At 54.5% G+C, this 20189-nt stretch carries 15 protein-coding genes, 1 tRNA gene and 1 pseudogene; 6 read left to right on the forward strand and 11 right to left on the reverse strand.

Going from position 1 to position 20189, the window contains the following annotated elements; all coding sequences use genetic code 11:
* Positions 1 to 65: 65 nt before the first annotated feature.
* Positions 66 to 1103 (reverse strand): annotated as a pseudogene (locus C1N69_RS00345) (virulence RhuM family protein).
* A gap of 59 nt (positions 1104 to 1162) precedes the next feature.
* Positions 1163 to 1504 (reverse strand): SymE family type I addiction module toxin, encoded by a 342-nt coding sequence (locus tag C1N69_RS00350; RefSeq protein ID WP_155030499.1) that lies wholly within the window; start codon positions 1502 to 1504, stop codon positions 1163 to 1165.
* Positions 1505 to 1632: 128 nt separating this feature from the next.
* On the opposite strand from C1N69_RS00350, the gene C1N69_RS00355 reads away from it, so the two are divergent.
* From C1N69_RS00355 to C1N69_RS00365, 3 genes are all read left to right on the forward strand, one after another.
* Positions 1633 to 1809 carry a YlcI/YnfO family protein gene (locus tag C1N69_RS00355; RefSeq protein ID WP_095449939.1) on the forward strand — a complete coding sequence of 59 codons (177 nt, stop codon included), beginning with the start codon at positions 1633 to 1635 and terminating at the stop codon, positions 1807 to 1809.
* A 176-nt stretch (positions 1810 to 1985) separates the two neighbouring features.
* Entirely contained in the window at positions 1986 to 2843 is an 858-nt protein-coding gene (locus C1N69_RS00360; RefSeq protein WP_155030500.1) for a hypothetical protein, read from the forward strand.
* A complete protein-coding gene (locus C1N69_RS00365) occupies positions 2818 to 3264 on the forward strand; it encodes a hypothetical protein (RefSeq protein ID WP_095449937.1) in 447 nt (148 codons plus the stop codon). The genes C1N69_RS00360 and C1N69_RS00365 overlap by 26 nt, the downstream gene beginning before the upstream one ends.
* An 8-nt stretch (positions 3265 to 3272) precedes the next feature.
* Here C1N69_RS00365 and C1N69_RS00370 read toward each other — a convergent pair.
* Positions 3273 to 3367, reverse strand: a tRNA-Sec gene (locus C1N69_RS00370).
* A 327-nt stretch (positions 3368 to 3694) separates the two neighbouring features.
* On the opposite strand from C1N69_RS00370, the gene yicI reads away from it, so the two are divergent.
* Positions 3695 to 6013, forward strand: a complete 2319-nt coding sequence (gene yicI / locus C1N69_RS00375; RefSeq protein WP_155030501.1) for an alpha-xylosidase — start codon at positions 3695 to 3697, stop codon at positions 6011 to 6013.
* 85 nt (positions 6014 to 6098) lie between these two features.
* On the opposite strand, the gene C1N69_RS00380 is transcribed toward yicI, so the two are convergent.
* Together C1N69_RS00380 and xanP are read right to left on the reverse strand one after the other, a co-directional pair.
* Positions 6099 to 7787 carry an AsmA family protein gene (locus C1N69_RS00380; RefSeq protein ID WP_155030502.1) on the reverse strand — a complete coding sequence of 563 codons (1689 nt, stop codon included), beginning with the start codon at positions 7785 to 7787 and terminating at the stop codon, positions 6099 to 6101.
* A gap of 119 nt (positions 7788 to 7906) precedes the next feature.
* Positions 7907 to 9298 carry a xanthine/proton symporter XanP gene (gene xanP, locus C1N69_RS00385; protein ID WP_008502668.1) on the reverse strand — a complete coding sequence of 464 codons (1392 nt, stop codon included), beginning with the start codon at positions 9296 to 9298 and terminating at the stop codon, positions 7907 to 7909.
* Between the two features lie 225 nt (positions 9299 to 9523).
* Here xanP and gltS point away from each other — a divergent pair, with 225 nt between their 5' ends.
* Positions 9524 to 10726, forward strand: a complete 1203-nt coding sequence (gltS, locus tag C1N69_RS00390) for a sodium/glutamate symporter (protein ID WP_025757025.1) — start codon at positions 9524 to 9526, stop codon at positions 10724 to 10726.
* Positions 10727 to 10728: 2 nt separating this feature from the next.
* On the opposite strand, the gene recG is transcribed toward gltS, so the two are convergent.
* Genes recG through gmk form a run of 5 tightly spaced genes read right to left on the reverse strand, consistent with a single transcriptional unit; the run spans position 10729 to position 16595 of the window.
* On the reverse strand, positions 10729 to 12810 hold the full coding sequence (recG, locus tag C1N69_RS00395) for an ATP-dependent DNA helicase RecG (RefSeq protein WP_179958048.1): 2082 nt from the start codon (positions 12808 to 12810) through the stop codon (positions 10729 to 10731).
* Between the two features lie 3 nt (positions 12811 to 12813).
* On the reverse strand, positions 12814 to 13503 hold the full coding sequence (gene trmH / locus C1N69_RS22820; protein WP_047957437.1) for a tRNA (guanosine(18)-2'-O)-methyltransferase TrmH: 690 nt from the start codon (positions 13501 to 13503) through the stop codon (positions 12814 to 12816).
* A 4-nt stretch (positions 13504 to 13507) separates the two neighbouring features.
* Positions 13508 to 15622: a bifunctional GTP diphosphokinase/guanosine-3',5'-bis pyrophosphate 3'-pyrophosphohydrolase gene (gene spoT / locus C1N69_RS00400; protein WP_025757028.1), complete on the reverse strand. Its 2115-nt coding sequence runs from the start codon at positions 15620 to 15622 to the stop codon at positions 13508 to 13510.
* Positions 15623 to 15641: 19 nt separating this feature from the next.
* Entirely contained in the window at positions 15642 to 15917 is a 276-nt protein-coding gene (gene rpoZ, locus C1N69_RS00405) for a DNA-directed RNA polymerase subunit omega (RefSeq protein ID WP_000135058.1), read from the reverse strand.
* 54 nt (positions 15918 to 15971) lie between these two features.
* Entirely contained in the window at positions 15972 to 16595 is a 624-nt protein-coding gene (gene gmk, locus C1N69_RS00410) for a guanylate kinase (RefSeq protein ID WP_025757029.1), read from the reverse strand.
* Positions 16596 to 16846: 251 nt separating this feature from the next.
* On the opposite strand from gmk, the gene ligB reads away from it, so the two are divergent.
* A complete protein-coding gene (ligB, locus tag C1N69_RS00415; RefSeq protein ID WP_155030503.1) occupies positions 16847 to 18517 on the forward strand; it encodes an NAD-dependent DNA ligase LigB in 1671 nt (556 codons plus the stop codon).
* Here the strand turns inward: ligB and C1N69_RS00420 are convergent.
* A complete protein-coding gene (locus tag C1N69_RS00420; RefSeq protein WP_155030504.1) occupies positions 18514 to 20166 on the reverse strand; it encodes a phosphoethanolamine transferase in 1653 nt (550 codons plus the stop codon). The two genes, ligB and C1N69_RS00420, sit on opposite strands and share 4 nt — an antisense overlap.
* Between the last annotated feature and the right edge of the window lie 23 nt (positions 20167 to 20189).

Genomic DNA, 20189 nt, shown 5'->3' on the forward strand with positions numbered 1-20189 from the left:
TAGCTTATAGAAAGTATCTAGTATTAAAATGGGGAATGTCATTAAGTAACGAACTTGTACCGGAATTATCGCTTAGCCTGCTTATCCCATTTTAATAAGCCGACAATATCTTTCTCACCTTCGGCTTCTTTCAGCAGGCGCTGCTTTTTTTCAAACTCAATATATTCCGAGCACGCTTTTTCATCAGCCGCTTTCTTGCTGATTTTGCCTGCGCCTTCTAAAACGTCCCGGTCGTTAAATTGCAGGAATTGATCGAGTTTGGTTTGCCAGTCTCGTAAAAATATCTGCTTGCGACGTTTGGCCTGATCTTCAGCAAAGTCGAGCCACATATTAGCGACACGATTAAGCTCACTGACCTCATCCTGAGACAGATAATTTTTTGCAGTGGTGACATCGATTTTACGGACTTCTTCGCCTTTATAGCTGGTCTGCCCCATATGCGGTTGAGTGGCGTCCGCACGTTGGTGAATCAACTCAGCAGCGGTAAGGCCCGTGCAGGCAAAATGCAGTTTGTTCTGGATGGTCTGAAAGAATTACGTGGTTTCTTTGAGTGATGGCTGATAATCAGCGGCCAATGCAAAAATCTCCCTCACGCGGAGATATACCCGACGTTCGCTGGCCCGTATATCGCGAATGCGCTCCAGCATTTCATCGAAATAGTCAGGGACAGCGGATGATCCGACAGGTGGATTTTTCAGGCGCTCGTCATCCATAACGAAGCCTTTTACCAGATATTCCTGTAGCGTTTGGGTGGCCCACTGGCGGAATTGAGTGCCTCGCGTGGAGCGGACGCGATAGCCGACAGCAAGTATTGCTTCAAGATTGTAGTGCTCTATCTCTCTGGAAACCTGACGTTTTCCTTCCTGACGAACTATCCGGAATTTCCGGATAGTTGAATGTTGATCAATTTCGCCATCAGAAAATATATTCATCAGATGCTCGTTGATAGTTCGAACATCTTTACCGTACAGATTGGCGATTGCTGCCTGGGATAACCAGATCGTGTCTGATTCGAAGCGACATTCGACACGCACTCTTCCGTCACCGCTGGCAAACATAATAAATTCGCCTGTTGGAGATTGGATTACGTCTTTATCTGCCATGTCGCCTCCACATCCTTAATGATTAACGCACCAGGCACGTAGTATGCCAGAAATAGCCGCTAAGCCAGATGGTTTGTATTTGCTTTTGCGAGGGGCTTTCCAGGAATCTGAGTCTGAATCGCGGCAAGGCCTTTCTCTATCTGCACAAGTTTGTCCTTCGTCCGTTTGTACTCGTCCTGCAATCTCTGCTCCTGCTCGTTATACGCCACCAGAACAATGCACCCTTTCATCACCTTTACGGTCACATGATGCCCGGTTTCGAACCCCGCTGCGCGCAGCCATTTTCCGGATAAAATGATATTGGGCGTGGATTTGTCGAAAACATTCGGGCGGTATCCCACAATTAACGAACGCTCGGTTCCGGATTGGTCGGTGTCTGGGGTAGAATGCGAATCAGCCATAATCAACTCCTTGATAGTTGGTGAGGTTAGACGCCCTTTAGTGCTCCAACACTGCTGGGCGTTGTTAGAATCCCTGACCCATGTGGTAGGTACCACATGCAGATAAACTAACCGAAATGGTACCTACCATGCAAGAGAAAAAGAAACCAAACTTTGACCGCACCAAGAGTACGATGAAGAACATTCGTTTTGAGGATGAGCTTTTAGAACAGATCGAGAAGGCTGCGGGGAAAGGGAATTTTAGTAAGTGGGTGAAGGAGGCATGTAAAGCACGATTGGAAAGATCTAAGCAGCTGAATTCTTGATAATTATTTTTGACTAAAACGATAGCTGTTTTTTTATACAGTATTTTATTGAAGTATAACTTCTGATCCGATATTGTCTTACATTGAAGGGGTTAGTGCTCTTGTAGGACTGATATCACATTAATTGATAAAAACCTGAGAAAAGTCAATTTTGCTATCAATCAACGAGGTACGTCATGGAAGCAAATGTTTTTATAAAAATAGACTATAAAAAGGATAGACCAAACCCCAGTCAACTCTTTGAAGCTATGAGTTTGTATATTGCTGCGTATGAGCAATTTGGACAAATTTTGGCTAAATCAATCGACGTAAAACAGGAATTTAAATTTCATCTCGAAGATATACAAATATCTTCCATCAAAGCCAAGTTGATTCAGTCTCCTGGCATAATAAATAATTTTTTTATTAATAGAGTGGCTTCTGCAGGTTCAAAATTATTTGAGCAGTTACTTGAAACTGATGAGACAAAGACTGAAGAACAAATTGATCAATTAGCAGCTAATATTGAAGAAACGTTAATTAATGATGGGCTAGGTAATGAAATTGATTCACATATTGATAGGAAAGCACTTTCCCATATGTTAGGAACAGTCTCAAAAGCTAATAATCTAATACTTAAAGATGAGATAGTCGAATTTGGCAGTCCTTCTTATTCGCAAAACATTAATACAAAGTGGCGATTCGCGGGTGATCTTTCAACGATGTTTTTAGGTTTGAAGGAAACGATTATCGCAAAAGATTATTTATATGTAAAAATCGCAATAAACGAAGGTAAACAATTATGGACTTTTAAAAGCTCCAGAATGAATAAAACTTTTACTGCACGAATTCTTGTCAAGGATTGGATAAAGAATTATCAATCCGGTTTAATACCTCCTATTGGACCAAAAGACACTTTATTAGCAGAGTTTAGTTATGATCTTTATAAACCTTATGATAAGCGAAAAACCGCGGAAGTAAGAAATGTAAAGATTATAAGCATCGAGGATATCGTTAGGGGGGGAAGTGATGAGCAATTCGAAATACCAGCTTAGTGCGTTACAGAAAAAGAGTTACGTATCAGATCTTAAAGCTGAGTATTTATATATTTGTGTGCCTTTTTTAATTCTTATTTTAGTTAAGGTATATTTTGGCCCTTTGCGTGATATAATATACTCTTCTGATTGGAGTCTTGCTGCTTCAATAATTCTTGGACAAAACGCAGCGAAAATTTCAAGATCTATTTCACAGATTAAACAAAAAATTAATGATAGTAACTTTAGCTGGTATAGCGCTAAAAGATTTATTTTTGTGATTGTAGCGTTGTTTTTTTATTTTGGAATGATCTTCAAACCAAACGTTTATATTGCTTGCTCTCAGATTTTGATGTTCTTACTTGCCAGTTGGTTACATTTTTCAGATGGATATACAATAAAGATGTTAGAGAGAAAAGTAAAAAATGAAGGGACAAAATAGAGTGATTTTGGCGGAAGATCACAGGAGTCGAACCTGCCCGGGAACGCTGGCGTCCCCAACTGGATTTGAAGTCCAGCCACCTCACCGGAGATGACGATCTTCCGCGCCTGCATTGCTACATGGAGGCGGGGCGCATTATAGCTACTTTCAGGCATTTACCACATACCCCGACACACTTTTTTCACCTCTCTTTTGACCTGAATACCCCCATTTCAGTTAATTCTTAAGAAAATCCTCATGTTAGCCCTGGGTGTCCCCAACATTTACCCCGATCACAAAAAACAAGAAACGTAATTTGCTAACCAGAAAACGCAATACTCCCCCCTGAAACAATGGTTTAAAACCTCTGTAACCGGTCTCAGTGCCCGTGTCGCCACACGGCTGGCGCCTGACGGCCAGCAAAGGATTACAGAACCAGGAGGACGAAAGTATGAAAATCAGTGATGGAAACTGGCTTATTCAACCGGGGCTGAACGTGACATATCCGGTGCAGGTGTTCGACGTGGAGCGGCAGGGCAATGACCTGGTGGTCTACGTGGCGCCGCGCGACGTGCGGGAACGCGCCTGGCAGCTTGATACGTTGATGTTCACCGTCCGGCTTTTCGCACCGCAGGAAGGGATTGTCGGGGTGCGCATAGAGCACTTCCAGGGGAGGCAGGATAAAGGCCCGCACTACCCGCTCAACGTGCTGAACGAAGTGAAGGTTGAGATTGAAAACAATGCCGAGTTTGCTGAGCTGAAGAGCGGCAACATCAGCGTGCGCGTCACCAAAGGCGAGTTCTGGGCGCTGGATTTCCTGCGCAACGGTCAGCGTATTACCGGCAGTCAGCTGAAAAACAACGGCTACGTGCAGGACACCCATACCGACCGCAATTACGTGTTTGAACGGCTGGATCTGGGCGTGGGGGAAACGGTCTACGGTCTCGGTGAGCGCTTTACCGCCCTGGTGCGCAACGGTCAGCGGGTCGATACCTGGAACTGCGACGGCGGCACCAGCACCGAGCAGTCCTACAAAAATATCCCGTTCTACCTGACCAATCGCGGCTACGGTGTGCTGGTCAACCATCCGGAAAACGTCTCTTTCGAAATTGGCTCGGAGAAAGTCTCCAAAGTGCAGTTCAGCGTTGAAGGGGAATACCTGGAGTATTTCGTGATCGACGGCCCGACGCCGAAAGAGGTGCTGAACCGCTATACCCGCTTCACCGGGCGTCCGGCGCTGCCGCCGGCGTGGTCGTTCGGCCTGTGGCTGACCACTTCGTTTACCACCAACTACGACGAAGCCACGGTAAATAGCTTTATCGACGGGATGGCCGAGCGCGACCTGCCGCTGCACGTCTTCCACTTCGACTGCTTCTGGATGAAGGCCTTCCAGTGGTGCGACTTCGAGTGGGACCCGGTAACCTTCCCGGATCCGCAAGGGATGATCCGCCGCCTGAAGGAGAAAGGACTGAAGGTCTGCCTGTGGATCAACCCGTATATCGGCCAGAAGTCACCGGTCTTTCAGGAGCTGAGAGAGAAAGGCTACCTGCTCAAGCGCCCGGACGGTAGCGTGTGGCAATGGGACAAATGGCAGCCAGGACTGGCGATTTATGACTTTACCAACCCGGACGCGTGTCGGTGGTATGCCGACAAGCTGAAAGGCCTGGTGGATATCGGCGTCGATTGCTTCAAGACCGACTTTGGCGAGCGTATCCCGACGGACGTGCAGTGGTTTGACGGATCCGATCCACAGAAAATGCACAACCACTACGCCTTCATCTATAACGAGCTGGTGTGGAACGTGCTGAAAGAGACGGTGGGCGAGGAAGAGGCGGTGCTTTTTGCCCGCTCCGCATCCGTCGGCGCGCAGCAGTTCCCGGTGCACTGGGGCGGAGACTGCTATGCCAACTACGAATCGATGGCGGAAAGCCTGCGCGGGGGGCTGTCGATCGGTCTCTCCGGTTTCGGGTTCTGGAGCCACGATATCGGCGGGTTCGAAAACACCGCTCCGGCGCACGTCTACAAGCGCTGGTGCGCGTTTGGTCTCTTCTCCAGCCACAGCCGCCTGCACGGCAGCAAATCCTACCGCGTGCCGTGGGCGTACGATGACGAGTCTTGCGACGTGGTACGCCACTTCACCGAGGTGAAATGCCAGCTTATGCCGTATCTGTATCGTCAGGCGGCGCTAGCCCGCGAGTTCGGCACGCCGATGCTGCGGGCGATGATGCTGGAATTCCCGGACGATCCGGCGTGTGATTACCTCGACCGTCAGTACATGCTGGGGGATGCGATGATGGTCGCGCCCGTCTTCTCTGAGGCGGGTGACGTGCAGTTCTACCTGCCGCAAGGACGGTGGACGCACCTGTGGCATAACGATGAAATCGAGGGCAGCCGCTGGCATAAACAGCAGCATGGCTTCATGAGCCTGCCGGTTTACGTGCGCGACAATACCCTGCTGGCGCTGGGCAACAATAAGCAGAAGCCGGACTATGCGTGGAATGAGGGGACAGCTTTCCAGCTGTTTAACCTGGGCGATGGCATCACGGCAGTGAGCGAGGTACCTGCGGTGGACGGTTCTGTGGCGTTTACGCTGAAGGCGTCACGTCAGGGCGACACCGTGACCTTTACCGGCACGGGTGACGCGCGAAACTGGTCGGTCTGCTTGCGCAACGTGCCGGAGGTGAGCGGCGTGAAAGGCGGTTCACCGGCGGGAAGCGAGTGGGGCGTGGTGGTGAAAGCCCAGGGGGATGAGGTGGTGGTTTACTTCTGAGCCGTAAAAATGCCCGGTGGTACTTCGCTTACCGGGCCTACGGGATCGAGTAGGCCGGGTAAGGCATAGCCGCCACCCGGCTTGTTTATTGCACCGGTGTTGAAACTACACCACCCGTCATGGTCTGCTGCACCTGCTGTTTATCCATATTCACCGCATTCAGCTTGCCGTTGACCGTCGGCTTTAAGGGCGCACTGGCCTGCACGCTGCCGCTGGCGGTGAGCTGAACATTGCCGTCGCCCGCAATCGGCAGCGCCGGCCAGCCCCACTGCTGCAGGATGTTGAGCGGCACGCCGCGTCCGTTCAGGCTCACGGTTGTCTGTCGCTGGGGAAGTTGTGAAACCGTCGCGGTCGCCTCAAGTATCCCTTTCTCGGTAAACGCGCTCAGGTCGGTAATATTCACCGTGGCGGCGTTAGCGTTTAGCGCCAGCGACGGACGACGCACGTCCACACGGTTAAAGGTGGCCGCCGCGCCGTTGAGAGTTGCGCTGCCGCCCCAGACGCCCCACTGGCGATCTTTTACCAGCTGCAGGTTTGCGCCATAGCCATCCAGAGAGGTGATCTGCCACGGGAAGGCAGGATCGATGTCGATTACCAGGTTGCGGCTCAGGCCGAATTTTTGCAGCGTGACGCTGTTCAGCCATTCCGGCAGTGGCGCCATCCACAGCGCTTTCCAGTTCTGCGGCAGGGTGTATTCCAGCCCGGCGATGGCGACGTCGTCCAGCACCAGCGCTTTGCCGTCGCGCAGCCAGTTACCGGAGGTACGCACCATGCCGCCTTCCCAGCGGGAGGTGAACTGGCGTAGCGCCACGCCCTGTGGGGAGAATTCCGCATTCAGGATCGGGTCGAAGAGATGCAGAGAGCCGTAAATGAACTCGCTGGCGTTCATGGACAGGCGGCCTTCCTGGCTCTGCCAGTCGCCTTTGCTCAGCGTCAGGTTGCGCAGGCTTAAATCCAGGTCCGTTACCGCCCAATCCGGGCCCTGCAGCCGGGCGTCAGTAACGTCCAGACGACCAATCTGCAGAGAAGGGATGGTCGTCAGCGGGGCGAAGAACGCCATCAGCGTTTTATCGCTCTGCAGGCGGATCTCGTTCAGACGCAGGGTGTCGATAATCCAGCTGCCGTCGGCGTTGCGCAGGGCGGAGCCGGTGAGTGAGCCGCGTGCCATATCGGCACCAATGGTGCTCAGCACCACCTCTTTGCCGTTAAGCTGGCCCTCGATCAACACGTTGGTGGCCGGCACTCCGTTCAGGGTCAGCGAGCCGGCGCTCATCTGGATCTGCGCGCTTTTACCCAGCACGTTGCCTGCTTCCGGCTGCCACGGGCTGACGCCCCCTGTCACCTTCTGCGCGCTCAGATCCCATTCGGTATTGGGGCTGTTAAACGCCATATTGTTCAGCTGCAGACGGTCCGCCTGCAAGGGCAACGGCGCGGTTTGCGGGGAGAGATTCAGCGTACCGTCGAACAGGGTGATGGTGTCCATATGCAACGGATCGGTGAGCTGGCGGCTGCTCAGGCCAATATCGACTTTTTTGGCAACCAGGGTGGCGGGTTTACCGTCCCGACCGAAGGTGACGTTTTCCAGAATGATGTGGGAAGGCGACGAAAAGCGGTGGTTCATTTTGTCGAAACTGAGTTCGTAGTCGGTATTCACCGTCACCCAGCTGCTGACCTGAGTCGCGCCCCAGCGGGTCTGGAGGAGAATATAGAGCGCCAGCAGCACAATGAGCAGGGCTACCAGAAGATAGACGAGCAGCTTTCCAATAAATTTCATGGTCTTCCATCCCGCAAAACGCACATAGAGGAGTTATGCACGATTTATGCGCAATCCTCAAGGCGGGAATGGTGTAAAGAGATGTCACGGCAGGCATTGACAGCCTGCCGTGAGGACGATCAGTTTTTCTCTGGCGGGAAAACGAGGTTCAGCACGATAGCGGTGATACCGCCCGCAGCAATGCCGGAAGAGAGCAGGTTTTTCACCCAGTCCGGGGCAAACTGCAGGATCAGCGGCTGCTGAGAAACGCCCAGACCGACGGCCAGCGACAGGGCGATAATCATGATCGCGCGACGGTTCAGTGGCTCACGGGAGACGATGCGCACGCCGGAAGCCGCGATGGTGCCGAACATCACCAGCGTCGCGCCGCCCAGCACCGGCTCAGGGATGTGCTGCACAAAGCCACTGACTGCCGGGAACAGGCCGAGAACGATCAGCATCAGCGCCACCACGAAGCCGACGTAGCGGCTGGCCACGCCGGTGAGCTGGATCACGCCATTGTTCTGGCCGAAGCAGGAGTTCGGGAAGGTGTTGAACACCGCGGAGACAAACGAGTTCAGGCCGTTCGCCAGCACGCCGCCCTTCAGACGCTTCATATACAGCGGGCCGGAAACCGGCTGTTCGGAGACGTCGGAGGTGGCGGTGATATCGCCGATGGTCTCCAGAGAGGTGATCATAAAGACCAGCATCAGTGGCAGGAGCAGACCCCAGTCGATGCCCAGGCCGTAGTAGAGCGGTGTCGGGACGGTGATCAGCGCGCTGTTGGCTGGCGCGGTGTTCTCCGGCAGCATGCCCAGCGCCCACGCCAGCAGATAGCCCGCCGCCATGGCGATCACCAGCGAGGCGACGCGCAGGTAAGGGTTACGCTGACGGTTAAGCAGAATAATGATGGCCAGTACGACGCCCGCCAGCAGCAGGTTTTTCGGTGCGCCAAAGGTGTGGTCGCTCATTGCGGCATAACCGCCGCCGATGGAGGTGAGGCCCACCTGAATCAGTGACAGGCCGATAATCATTACCACCACGCCGGAAACCAGCGGCGTGATGACGCGACGCGCCAGATGCAGCACGCGGGAGATCACCATCTCCGTGCAGCTTGCCAGCATCAGGGTGCCAAACAGCGCCGCCATCATGGTCGGGACATCCGCACCGCCGGTTTTCAGGGCTGTACCGCCCATGATCAGCGGCGCCACAAAGTTAAAGCTGGTGCCCTGAATCGACAGTAAACCCGACCCCACCGGCCCCCACGCTTTAATCTGAATAATCGAGGCCACGCCGGAGGCGAAGAGAGACATGCTGATGATGTGCTGCGTATCCTGCGCCGGTAAGCCGAGCGCCTGACAAATCAGCAGTGCCGGGGTGATCACCGCAACAAACATCGCCAGAAGATGCTGGCAGGCAGCGAAAAGCGTCTGCGGCAGCGGCGGGCGGTCTTCAAGGCGGTAAATCAGTTCGCTATTTTGCTTCTGCGCAATCGGTTGCGCATCAGGCGACTCTATGGTGTTAACGGACATCGGCGGCAATCCCACGGTGGAAAAGCGGGCATTTTATCTGACCACCTGGTAAAAGCAAACGATTGCCAGCAAAAAAAGACAAGAAAATCTGCCGCTGTTAGCAGGATTTCTACATCCGAGAAGGAAAAAAAATTACACTTTTTGCGCCGGGAGCTCATGAAGAGCGCAAACCGGCCCAGGATAACGCCGCGTGTGTATGGAACACGCGCAAAACAGGAGCCTTCTATGATTCATCTCGATACGTTGTCGACCCTTGTTGCCGCAACGCTGGTCTTGCTGCTTGGTCGTAAGCTGGTACATAGCGTTTCCCTTCTGAAGAAATACACCATCCCTGAACCTGTCGCCGGCGGCCTGCTGGTGGCGCTGGCCCTGCTGGTGCTGAAAAAAAGCATGGGCTGGGAAATCGATTTTGATATGTCCCTGAAAGATCCGCTGATGCTGGCCTTTTTTGCCACTATCGGCCTCAATGCCAACCTGGCGAGCCTGCGGGCGGGCGGCAAAGTGCTCGGCGTATTTTTGATTGTGGTGGTCGGGCTGCTGCTGATGCAAAACGCCATCGGTATCGGGATGGCGACGCTGCTGGGGCTGGATCCGCTGATGGGGCTGCTGGCAGGGTCAATTACGCTGTCTGGCGGCCACGGCACCGGGGCGGCGTGGAGTAAATTGTTTATCGAGCGCTATGGCTTTGAAAATGCGACGGAAGTGGCGATGGCCTGTGCCACCTTTGGCCTGGTGCTGGGGGGGCTGATTGGCGGCCCGGTGGCGCGTTATCTGGTGAAGCACTCCACCACGCCGGACGGCAGACCGGACGATGAGCTGGTCCCGACCGCCTTTGAGAAGCCGGACGTCGGGCGCAGCATTACCTCACTGGTGTTGATTGAAACCATCGCGATGATTGCCATCTGCCTGACCGTGGGCAAAGTGGTTGCGCAAGGGCTGGCGGGCTCCGCGTTTGAGCTGCCGACGTTTGTCTGCGTGCTGTTTATCGGGGTGATCCTCAGCAACGGTCTGGCGCTGATGGGCTTCTACCGCGTGTTTGAACGGGCGGTCTCGGTGCTCGGCAACGTCTGTCTGTCGCTGTTCCTGGCGATGGCGCTGATGAGCCTCAAGCTGTGGGAACTGGCCTCGCTGGCGCTGCCGATGGTGGCCATTCTGGCGGTGCAGGCCCTGTTTATGGCGCTCTATGCCATGTTCGTCACCTGGCGCATGATGGGTAAAAACTACGATGCGGCGGTGCTGGCGGCGGGGCATTGCGGATTTGGGCTCGGGGCAACGCCAACGGCAATCGCCAATATGCAGGCGATCACCGAGCGATTCGGGCCATCGCACATGGCGTTTCTGGTGGTCCCGATGGTCGGGGCATTCTTTATTGATATCGTCAACGCGCTGGTGATTAAGCTGTACCTGATGTTGCCGATGTTCGCCTGAAGTCAGGCGTTGGAATAGCGTTCGGTTTCCGGCATCCAGCGTTCAATTAATGCTGCCGCCTGTTCGGGGTAGCGTTCATGAATATGGCGGGCGAGGCGCTGAACTTCCGGGATCATGGCCTGATCGCGTAGCAGGTCCGCGACTTTGAACTCCGCGTTCCCCGTCTGGCGGGTGCCCAGCAGTTCACCCGGGCCACGGATCTCCAGGTCTTTTTGCGCAATCACAAAACCGTCGTTGCTGTCGCGCAACACCTGCAACCGCATCTGGGCTGTTTTCGAGAGCGGGGCTTTGTAGAGCAGGACGCAGTGGGACGCCACCGCGCCGCGGCCAACGCGCCCGCGGAGCTGGTGAAGCTGGGCAAGGCCCAGACGCTCCGGGTTCTCGATGATCATCAGGCTGGAGTTTGGCACGTCCACGCCCACTTCAATGACCGTTGTTGCAACCAGTAAATGCAGTTCCCCCTGCTTAAACGACTGCATCACCGCCTGTTTTTCAGCAGGCTTCATTCGCCCGTGAACCAGACCCACGTTCAGTTCCGGCAGCGCCAGCTTTAACTCTTCCCACGTGGCTTCTGCAGCCTGCGCTTCCAGCAGTTCAGACTCTTCAATCAGCGTACACACCCAGTAGGCCTGACGTCCTTCATGCGTACAGGCATTGCGCACGCGGTCGATGATATCGCTGCGACGCGTATCAGGAATGGCGACCGTCGTCACTGGCGTACGACCCGGCGGCAGTTCGTCGATGGTGGAGGTATCCAGATCGGCGTAAGCCGTCATCGCCAGGGTGCGCGGAATCGGCGTGGCGGTCATGATCAGCTGATGCGGGTGGAAACCCTGCTGCAGCCCTTTTTCCCACAGGGCCAGACGCTGATGCACGCCAAAGCGGTGCTGTTCATCGATAATCACCAGCGCAAGGCCGTTAAACTGCACCTGCTCCTGGAAGATCGCGTGGGTGCCAACAATCATGTGTACCTGACCGCTGGCAATCGCCTCCTGTTGCGCAAGGCGCGCTTTGCCTTTTTGCTTCCCGGCAAGCCAGCCCACTTCAATGCCCAGCGGCGCAAACCAGGCGCGGAAATTGTTCGCGTGCTGTTCGGCCAGCATTTCGGTCGGGGCCATGAGCGCCACCTGTTTGCCATGGGCAATCGCGCGCAGGGCGGCCAGAGCGGCTACCAGCGTTTTACCGGATCCCACATCGCCCTGCACCAGGCGCATCATCGGTACGTCGAGCGCCATATCGCGTTCAATCTCGGCGGTGACGCGCGCCTGTGCGCCGGTGGGTTTAAACGGCAGCGAGGCCAGCAGCTTATCCTTGAGCTCATCACGCGGGCTTAACGGCTGGGCATGGAAACGCTGGGCACCGGCGCGAAGCGCCAGCATGCTCAGGTTATGGGCCAGTAATTCCTCAAGGATAAGACGCTGTTGGGCAGGGTGTTTGCCGCTTTCTAAATCGCTGAGCTGCAGCGTTGGCGGCGGACGGTGCAGGGTACGCAGCGCCTCGGGCAGACTCATCATCCCCTGCGCCAGTTCGGGTGGCAGCAGCTCGGTAATGGCGCAGGTATCCAGCAGCTCCAGCGCCTGATCGGTCAGCTTACGCAGCGTCGCCTGCTTGATGCCTTCGGTCGTCGGGTAAACCGGGGTGAGCGTCTCCTGCATCTCCGGCGTGCTGAGATCGCCCTGAACGCGGTACTCCGGGTGGATCATCTCTGCGCCGTATTTCCCGCGTTTGGCTTCGCCATAGGCCAGCACCCTGCGGCCCGTTGCCAGGCTGTTCTTCATTGCCGCGCTGAAGTTGAAAAATCGCATGGTGAGAATGCCGGTGCCGTCGCTTATCTGGCAGGTCATCATCCGGCGTCCGCCGAACGTGATGTTGCAGTTGAGGATTTCGCCTTCAACGGTGGCATTAATGGCGGGCAGCAGATCGCCAATTTTGTACAGCTGGGTGCGGTCTTCATAACGCAGGGGAAGGTGGAGCAGGAGATCCTGCACCGTGTGCAGGCCGATTTTAGCCAGCTTATTGCTTTGCGCCGCGCCCACGCCCGTCAGGCTGTTGAGCGGGATGGCATCCAGCAGGCGGCCTTTCATCGGTTACCCTGCGTACTGCATGGTGGCCCACCACCCGGCATCGGCTTCGATCTCGCCCTGCGCGTTGACGTGGGGGTAAGGCAATTTTTTCTGCTTCGCAACGCGAGCCAGCACCGGATAACCACCTTCAAACAGCAGGCGCTGCTGTTCATCTTCCGGCAGCATGCTGTTGCTGCGCTCGTACATCCCGGCGTTCTGACGCTGGCGCTGCGCCTCATACAGAATGAGCGCGGAGGCCACGGAGACGTTCAGGGACTGCACCATGCCGATCATCGGAATGATGATGTCCCGATCTGCCAGATCCAGCGCTTCCTGGGTGATCCCGGTTTTCTCCTGGCCCATCAGAATACAGGTCGGGCGGGTGTAGTCGATCTCACGGAAATCCACGGCTTTAGCGGACAGGTTGGTGGCAAGGATCTGCATACCGCGCCCTTTCAGGTGCGAGACGGCATCGCCAATCGTCTGGTGAGATTTGACGGACACCCAACTGTTGCTGCCTGCCGCCGCAGAAACCATGGTTCGCATCCGGTGACCTGGCCAGACGGCATGCACTTCATGCACGCCGACGGCATCTGCGGTACGGACGATAGCAGAGACGTTATGCGGTTTATGGACCTGCTCCATGCAGACCGTCAGGTCAGGCTGACGCCTGGCGAGCATTTCGCATATCCGCGCGTAACGTTGTGAATTCATGCCACTAGTTTCGGTTACGGGTGACTTTAATCACGTCCGGCATGACGCGGATCTTGCGCATAATATTCGCCAGATGCACGCGGTCGCGGGCGGTCAGACGAATAAAGGCGCTGTACACGCGGCCATCTTTTTCTTCCGTGTTCAGGCTTTGAATATTGGAAGAGGCCGTGTTGATCGCTGCCGTCAGGTTCGCCAGGGCACCCTGGTGGTTGAACATATCCACCTTAATTTCGGTGATAAATTCCTGCGCGGTCTCTTTATCCCACTCGACCGCCATAAATTTCTCCGCCTCTTTTTGATAGCCGCGGATGTTACGACAGGATTCATGGTGGATAACCAGCCCTTTACCGGGGCTGACGTGCGCAATAATCGGGTCGCCAGGGATGGGACGGCAACATTTTGCGAAGGTGATAAGCACGCCGTCCGCGCCTTTAATCGGCAGGTGTCCGTGGCTTTGAGTTGTTGCAGGCACGGCTGTCGTGTCGCCTTGCTGCAGGTTCTTCGCCACCACTACGCTCATGGCGTTGCCGAGGCCGATTTCTGCCAGCAGATCGTCAAGGGAGGCGAGCTTCATGCGCTCCAGCTCACGCTGGATGTTCTCCTGCGGGATTTCGGCCAGCTTGCGGCTGCCGCCCAACGCGTGGTTGAGAAGACGACGCCCGAGGCTCACGGAATCATCACGCTTGAGGTTTTTCAGCAGCTGGCGAATTTTGGCGCGCGCTTTGGAGCTCACGACAAAGTTCAGCCAGGCCGCGTTCGGACGTGCACCCGGCGCGGTAATGATTTCCACCGTCTGGCCGCTGGCGAGCGGCTGAGACAGCGGATACGGTTGTCTGTCGACGCGCGCGCCCACGCAGGCGTGACCGATATCGGTGTGCACGGCATACGCGAAGTCGACCGGCGTCGCGCCCGCAGGCAGTTCGACAATGCGACCTTCTGGGGTGAAAACGTAAATCTCATCCGGGAAGAGATCGGATTTCACGCTCTCGATAAATTCAAACGAGCTGCCCGCACTCTGCTGCAGCTCCAGCAGACTCTGCATCCAGCGCTGGGCGCGGATTTGTGCGGTGGTGCTGCTCTCGCCACCGTGCTCTTTATAGGCCCAGTGTGCGGCAACACCCATCTCCGCCATCTGGTCCATGTCTTCGGTGCGAATTTGCACTTCAACCGGCACGCCGTGTGGCCCGATCATCGAGGTGTGCAAAGATTGATAGCCGTTCGCTTTTGGAATGGCGATGTAATCTTTCATACGACCCGGACGCGGTTTATACAGGCTGTGCATCTGCCCCAGCACGCGATAGCAGGTGTCGGCGTCGTGGACGATCACGCGGAACGCGTAGATATCCATGATCGAGTGAAAACGCTGCTCTTTGAGCACCATTTTGCAGTAGATGGAGTAAAGATGTTTTTCGCGACCGCTGACCCGGCACGGGATCCCCGCTTCCTGTAAACGCCCGTCAATTTCAGAGAGGATCTTCTGAATCATCTCTTTACGGTTACCGCGAGCGGCTTTCACCACCTCTTTAATCACGCGATAGCGGTTCGGGTACAACGCTTCAAAACCCAGCTCTTCCAGCTCGGTTTTAATGTGATGAATACCTAAACGGTGCGCCAGCGGGCTGTAGATTTCGAGGGTTTCACGGGCAATGCGGCGACGTTTGTCCGGGCGAAGTGAGCCCAGCGTGCGCATGTTGTGGGTACGGTCAGCGAGTTTGATGAGAATGACGCGGATATCCTGCACCATCGCCATAATCATCTTGCGGAAGTTTTCGGCTTGCGCCTCTTTCTTGTCGCGGAAATTCAGCTTATCAAGCTTAGAGACCCCTTCCACCAGTTCGGCAACGCTTTTGCCAAACAGCTGCTCCATGTCCTGGTAAGTGGCTGGGGTATCTTCTATCACGTCGTGCAGCAGCGCGGCCATCAGCGTTTCGTAGTCGAGTTTCATCTCGGCCAGAATACAGGCCACCGCTACCGGGTGCGTGATGTAGGGTTCACCGCTTGAACGTGTCTGGCCCTCGTGAGCGTCACGTGCAACGAGATACGCCTGCTGAAGACGCTTAATCTGGTCTTCAGGCAGGTAGGTTTGAATCAGTTGATTCAGGCTTTCAAACAGATACAAGGGCGACCCGCAGGTTTAATTAACGACGACCTTCAGCAATAGCGGTTACGGCCTGCAGTTCTGCGGCTTCCTGCTCTTGCTGCTCCTGGCGCTCACGCACGTCGAGGATCTGGTTGTTAATCAGACCTTCTTCGATTTCGCGAAGTGCAATAACGGTGGTTTTATCGTTTTCTTCCGGTACCAGCGGATCTTTACCGCCTACCTGCATCTGACGAGCGCGACGCGCGGCGACCAGCACCAGGTCAAAACGGTTACCAATTTTCTCTACAGCGTCCTGAACAGTTACGCGTGCCATACTTAAAATGCTCCACAGGTGAAGAAATGACTGGGCATGATACTGAAAGTGGGTTCAGTCTGCCAACAGTTTGGTGATTAATGCGTCATGTCGCTGCTTCTGGCGGCTCATACGCAGACGTTCTGCGCGAAGGATGGTTTTGAGATCGCTCAGTGCGGCATCAAAATCATCATTCACAATAAGGTAATCATATTCCGCGTAATGGCTCATTTCTGCAACAGCCTGTTCCATACGCTTTGCGATCACCTCTTCGCTGTCCTGACCGCGGCCACGCAGGCGGCGATCCAGCTCATCTTTCGATGGCGGTAAAATAAAGATACTGCGCGAGTCAGGCATTTTCTTGCGAATCTGCTGCGCGCCCTGCCAGTCGATATCCAGGAACACATTCACGCCCGTGGCCAGAACCTGCTCAATGGTCTCACGTGAGGTGCCGTAGTAATTACCGAACACTTCAGCATGTTCAAGAAACGCGTCTCTGCCGATCATCGCTCTGAATTCGTCGTGATCCACAAAGAAATAGTGTTCACCGTGCACTTCACCCGGACGCGGTTTACGCGTGGTGTGAGAAACAGAAACCTGTGTGTCGTACAACGGTTGGGTTTTTAACAGTGCCTGAATAAGGCTGGATTTACCCGCGCCACTAGGGGCAGAAACAATATAAAGCGTGCCTTGAGCCATGAGAGTCTTTTGTATGTGTTAGCGAAGAAGTCCTACATACGGGCTTATTATACACGTCACCGCCGTGTGACGTAGCCTTTGTCACACTTTTTCCCCTGGATTATTGAATTTTGCGTGCCGTTTTCAGGTTTTATCTGTGGTTTTCAGCAACAAAAAGAAAGACCGGATAGCGCCTCGCACAGTGAAACATGGTGGTTAGCGTTGTTTTAGCCATCGCGGTATACCTCCTGCAACGTAAAGGAGGGATAGCGATGTGGCGATGGATAAGCGGGTTAATGCTGTTGTGGTGTGGCTATGGCGCGGCGGTGTGCCCGGTGTGGTCGCAGGCAAAAGCGGAAAAAGAGATCGCGTCGTTAAGCGCGCAAATCAAACGCTGGGATGACGCTTACTGGAAGCAGGGCGTGAGCGAGGTTAATGACGACGTTTATGACCAGCTGAACGCCCGCTTAACCCAGTGGCAGCGCTGTTTTGGCAACGATATTTCTGCAAACACCCTTCCTGCGCTGACGGGAAGCGTGACACATCCTGTTGCGCATACGGGGGTTCGTAAAGTTGCCAGCAAAGACGCGCTGGCTCAGTGGATGCACGGCCGAACCTCTCTCTGGATGCAGCCAAAAGTCGACGGCGTGGCGGTGACGCTGGTGTATCGCAACGGAATCCTCGCTCAGGCCATCAGCCGTGGCAATGGACTTAAAGGTGAGGACTGGACGGCACAAGTGCGTTTGATCCCGTCCGTGCCTAAGCACGTATCCGGCGAGCTGGCAAACAGCGTCTTACAGGGGGAGCTTTTCTGGTTGCGTGAGGGCCATGTTCAGCGGCAGATGGGCGGAATGAATGCCCGTGCAAAGGTAGCGGGCGCGATGATGCGACAAAAGGACAAAGCGCCTCTGAACCAGATTGGCATTTTTATCTGGGCCTGGCCGGACGGGCCGCAGATGATGCAGAACGCGCTGACAGCGCTGTCGCAGGCAGGATTTACCCTGACGGCGAGCTACACGGTGCCCGTACAGACGGTTGAAGCTGTTGAAAAACAGCGTCTGGCCTGGCAAAAAGCGGCATTACCCTTTGCCACGGACGGCATTGTGGTTCGGTCTTCGGATGTTCCCCCTGGCGATAGCTGGCTACCCGGTGAAGGTAACTGGGTTGTGGCATGGAAGTATTCTCCTGCCGCCCAGGTCGCGGAAGTGAGAGATATTCGTTTTACCGTTGGGCGAACGGGCAAAATCTCCGTAGTGGCAACGCTGGAAGCGGTGCAACTGGATGATAAGCAGGTGCAGCGGGTGAGTCTGGGATCGGTCGCGCGTTGGCAAAGGCTGGATATTGCTCCCGGCGATCAGATACAGGTGAGCCTTGCCGGGCAGGGGATCCCCCGGTTTGATAAGGTTGTCTGGCGTGGGACGGACCGACAAAAGCCGGAACCGCCCGCCACGCGCTTTCATTCCCTGAGCTGCTTTTATGCTTCGTCTGAATGTATGGAGCAGTTCTTTGCCAGGCTGACATGGCTTAGTTCAAAGCAGGTGTTAAACATTGAAGGGTTAGGCGAGTCAGGCTGGCGCACGCTCTGGCAGGCGCATCAGTTTAAGCATCTCTTTTCATGGCTGTTATTAACTCAGGCGCAACTGCAGGCTACACCAGGGTTTTCCTCAGCGCGCGGGCTGGCGCTCTGGCATCAGTTTAATCTGGTGCGTGAGCAGCCGTTTATCCGCTGGCTCATGGCGCTGGGTGTTCCGTTGACGCAGGCTTCGCTGAAGGCAATGGGGGACGTAACGTGGCAAAAGTTGAGCGGACGTAACGCAAAGGACTGGCAAACCTTGCCGGGAACGGGCGAGGAGAAGGCGAGAAAAATTGTCGCATTCATTCACGACCCTGGCGTTGCTGGTCTGGCTTCGTGGCTCGGCCAGCAGGGCGTACCAGGATTTTAGAGCGAGCTTGCTTTAGCTTTGCGCCAGGGGGTATGTCTGTCTGGCGAACTGAAGGTATCGCGAAGCTGATCGTAGTCATAGATGTGGCGGCCGCCATCTATCACCGGAATCAGTGTGGGAGCCTGATAGCACGCTTCAAGCACTGAGCTGCACTGATCAACACCCGTTGTGATGCCAAGCCACGTTAACATCAACTCATAATTGCTTGCTGTTGGCCACAGTTCATGGACCCATCCCACTGCTCTTTTTTGGGCATTCAGGGCTTGCTGGCTGTACCAGATAAACTGGGGGACCTGGTAAGCCTCTTTGCTTGGGTTGCGTGAGCCATGCATATAGAGGGAATTGAGCTGCGGGTTTTTTTCCAGCCCATGGTCTGAAAAATAGAGCAGAGAGGACGCGCTTCCCTGCAGACGTTTAACCACTTCGCCAATGAAAGCGTCGGTGAACAGAATCGCGTTATTGTAGCAATCTTCATATTTGTTGCCGGTATGCAGAATATTTGCGGATGCGGGATACCGATCGCAGGCCATTTCATGGCTACCGTTAATATGCAGGAAAATTAATTTTTTGCCGGGGGTTTTAAGCGCCTCATCCAGAGCAGGTAAAAGCTCGGTGTCATAACGCGTGTCAATCCACTGGGCTTTCTGGCTGACAGAGGCAATCGCCACAATGTAATTGTTGCTTTTGCCAGTATTACCCTGGGCGCTAATCCATTCGGTGTGATAGCCCGTTTTTTTAGCAACGCTAACGATATTGTCAGCAAGCTTATCGGCGGTGAAGTGGTCCGGATCCGCTTTACTTAATATCATCGGCACGGAAAGAACGGTGGCTGACGCAGGGGCAATAGCATTGCTAAAAATGAGGGCGTCCTTCGCCAGACCGGCTTCCACAGGCGTGGTATCCTGGTTAAATCCGTAGAGCTGCATATTGCTGCGACGCGCGGATTCACCCACGATAACAACGTAGTTTTCGATGCCCGTGTCCTGATACTGCAAGGCAGGATAATTGACGCTGTGCTGACTAATTTTCTGCGCCAGCGCGTTATCACGATGGGCAATAATAAACTCTGCACCCGTGTAAAACGGCGTATTGGTTAAAATTCGGGAGCTTAGCGGATAATAAACTTCAAGGTCGTGGCGTTTTTTTAGCCAGTTTGCCGTTGAGTACCAGCCTAAATAAACGGCAAGCAGAACGAAGCCGATAACTTTCACCCGGGAAGAAGCATGCTCGCTAGCGGATTTGATTGCATACCAGGTGACAATAAAGTAAGCCACCACGGCGGGTAAACAGTTCAGGTATAAACCCGACATGCTTTTCACTTCGGCGACGTGAGTACCGAGAATGCTCATCGCAAAGACGGTATTAAATTCGCTCTGGTAGACGCTCCATGTACTGTAGGCAATCGCAAAATTCAACGTGAGCAGGGTAGTTAAAACGAATGCGACGATCTTACCGGGAAGCGAGCGATAGACAGCAGCGGCGCAAACCAGTAACAACGCATTACAAATTGCGATGCGCACTGCGAACCGGGCAGGTTGCGTTAAAAATACTGGCCATAATTGAATCAGCACGGAAACGAGCAGCAAAATCAAAAAATGGCTGCTGAGTTTTTTATTAATAATCAGTGCTGACGTTTTGGCAAAAGACATTGTTTAACGCAAATCATTGGGGC

It is taken from the genome of Enterobacter sichuanensis (assembly GCF_009036245.1).
GTDB lineage: Bacteria > Pseudomonadota > Gammaproteobacteria > Enterobacterales > Enterobacteriaceae > Enterobacter > Enterobacter sichuanensis.

Excerpts from the sequence above, each read along its gene's own strand:
- C1N69_RS00350 (WP_155030499.1), bottom strand. The coding sequence starts at position 1,504 with ATGGCTGATTCGCATTCTACCCCAGACACCGACCAATCCGGAACCGAG.
- C1N69_RS00355 (WP_095449939.1), top strand. The coding sequence starts at position 1,633 with ATGCAAGAGAAAAAGAAACCAAACTTTGACCGCACCAAGAGTACGATG.
- C1N69_RS00360 (WP_155030500.1), top strand. The coding sequence starts at position 1,986 with ATGGAAGCAAATGTTTTTATAAAAATAGACTATAAAAAGGATAGACCA.
- C1N69_RS00365 (WP_095449937.1), top strand. The coding sequence starts at position 2,818 with ATGAGCAATTCGAAATACCAGCTTAGTGCGTTACAGAAAAAGAGTTAC.
- yicI (WP_155030501.1), top strand. The coding sequence starts at position 3,695 with ATGAAAATCAGTGATGGAAACTGGCTTATTCAACCGGGGCTGAACGTG.
- C1N69_RS00380 (WP_155030502.1), bottom strand. The coding sequence starts at position 7,787 with ATGAAATTTATTGGAAAGCTGCTCGTCTATCTTCTGGTAGCCCTGCTC.
- xanP (WP_008502668.1), bottom strand. The coding sequence starts at position 9,298 with ATGTCCGTTAACACCATAGAGTCGCCTGATGCGCAACCGATTGCGCAG.
- gltS (WP_025757025.1), top strand. The coding sequence starts at position 9,524 with ATGATTCATCTCGATACGTTGTCGACCCTTGTTGCCGCAACGCTGGTC.
- recG (WP_179958048.1), bottom strand. The coding sequence starts at position 12,810 with ATGAAAGGCCGCCTGCTGGATGCCATCCCGCTCAACAGCCTGACGGGC.
- trmH (WP_047957437.1), bottom strand. The coding sequence starts at position 13,503 with ATGAATTCACAACGTTACGCGCGGATATGCGAAATGCTCGCCAGGCGT.
- rpoZ (WP_000135058.1), bottom strand. The coding sequence starts at position 15,917 with ATGGCACGCGTAACTGTTCAGGACGCTGTAGAGAAAATTGGTAACCGT.
- gmk (WP_025757029.1), bottom strand. The coding sequence starts at position 16,595 with ATGGCTCAAGGCACGCTTTATATTGTTTCTGCCCCTAGTGGCGCGGGT.
- ligB (WP_155030503.1), top strand. The coding sequence starts at position 16,847 with ATGTGGCGATGGATAAGCGGGTTAATGCTGTTGTGGTGTGGCTATGGC.
- C1N69_RS00420 (WP_155030504.1), bottom strand. The coding sequence starts at position 20,166 with ATGTCTTTTGCCAAAACGTCAGCACTGATTATTAATAAAAAACTCAGC.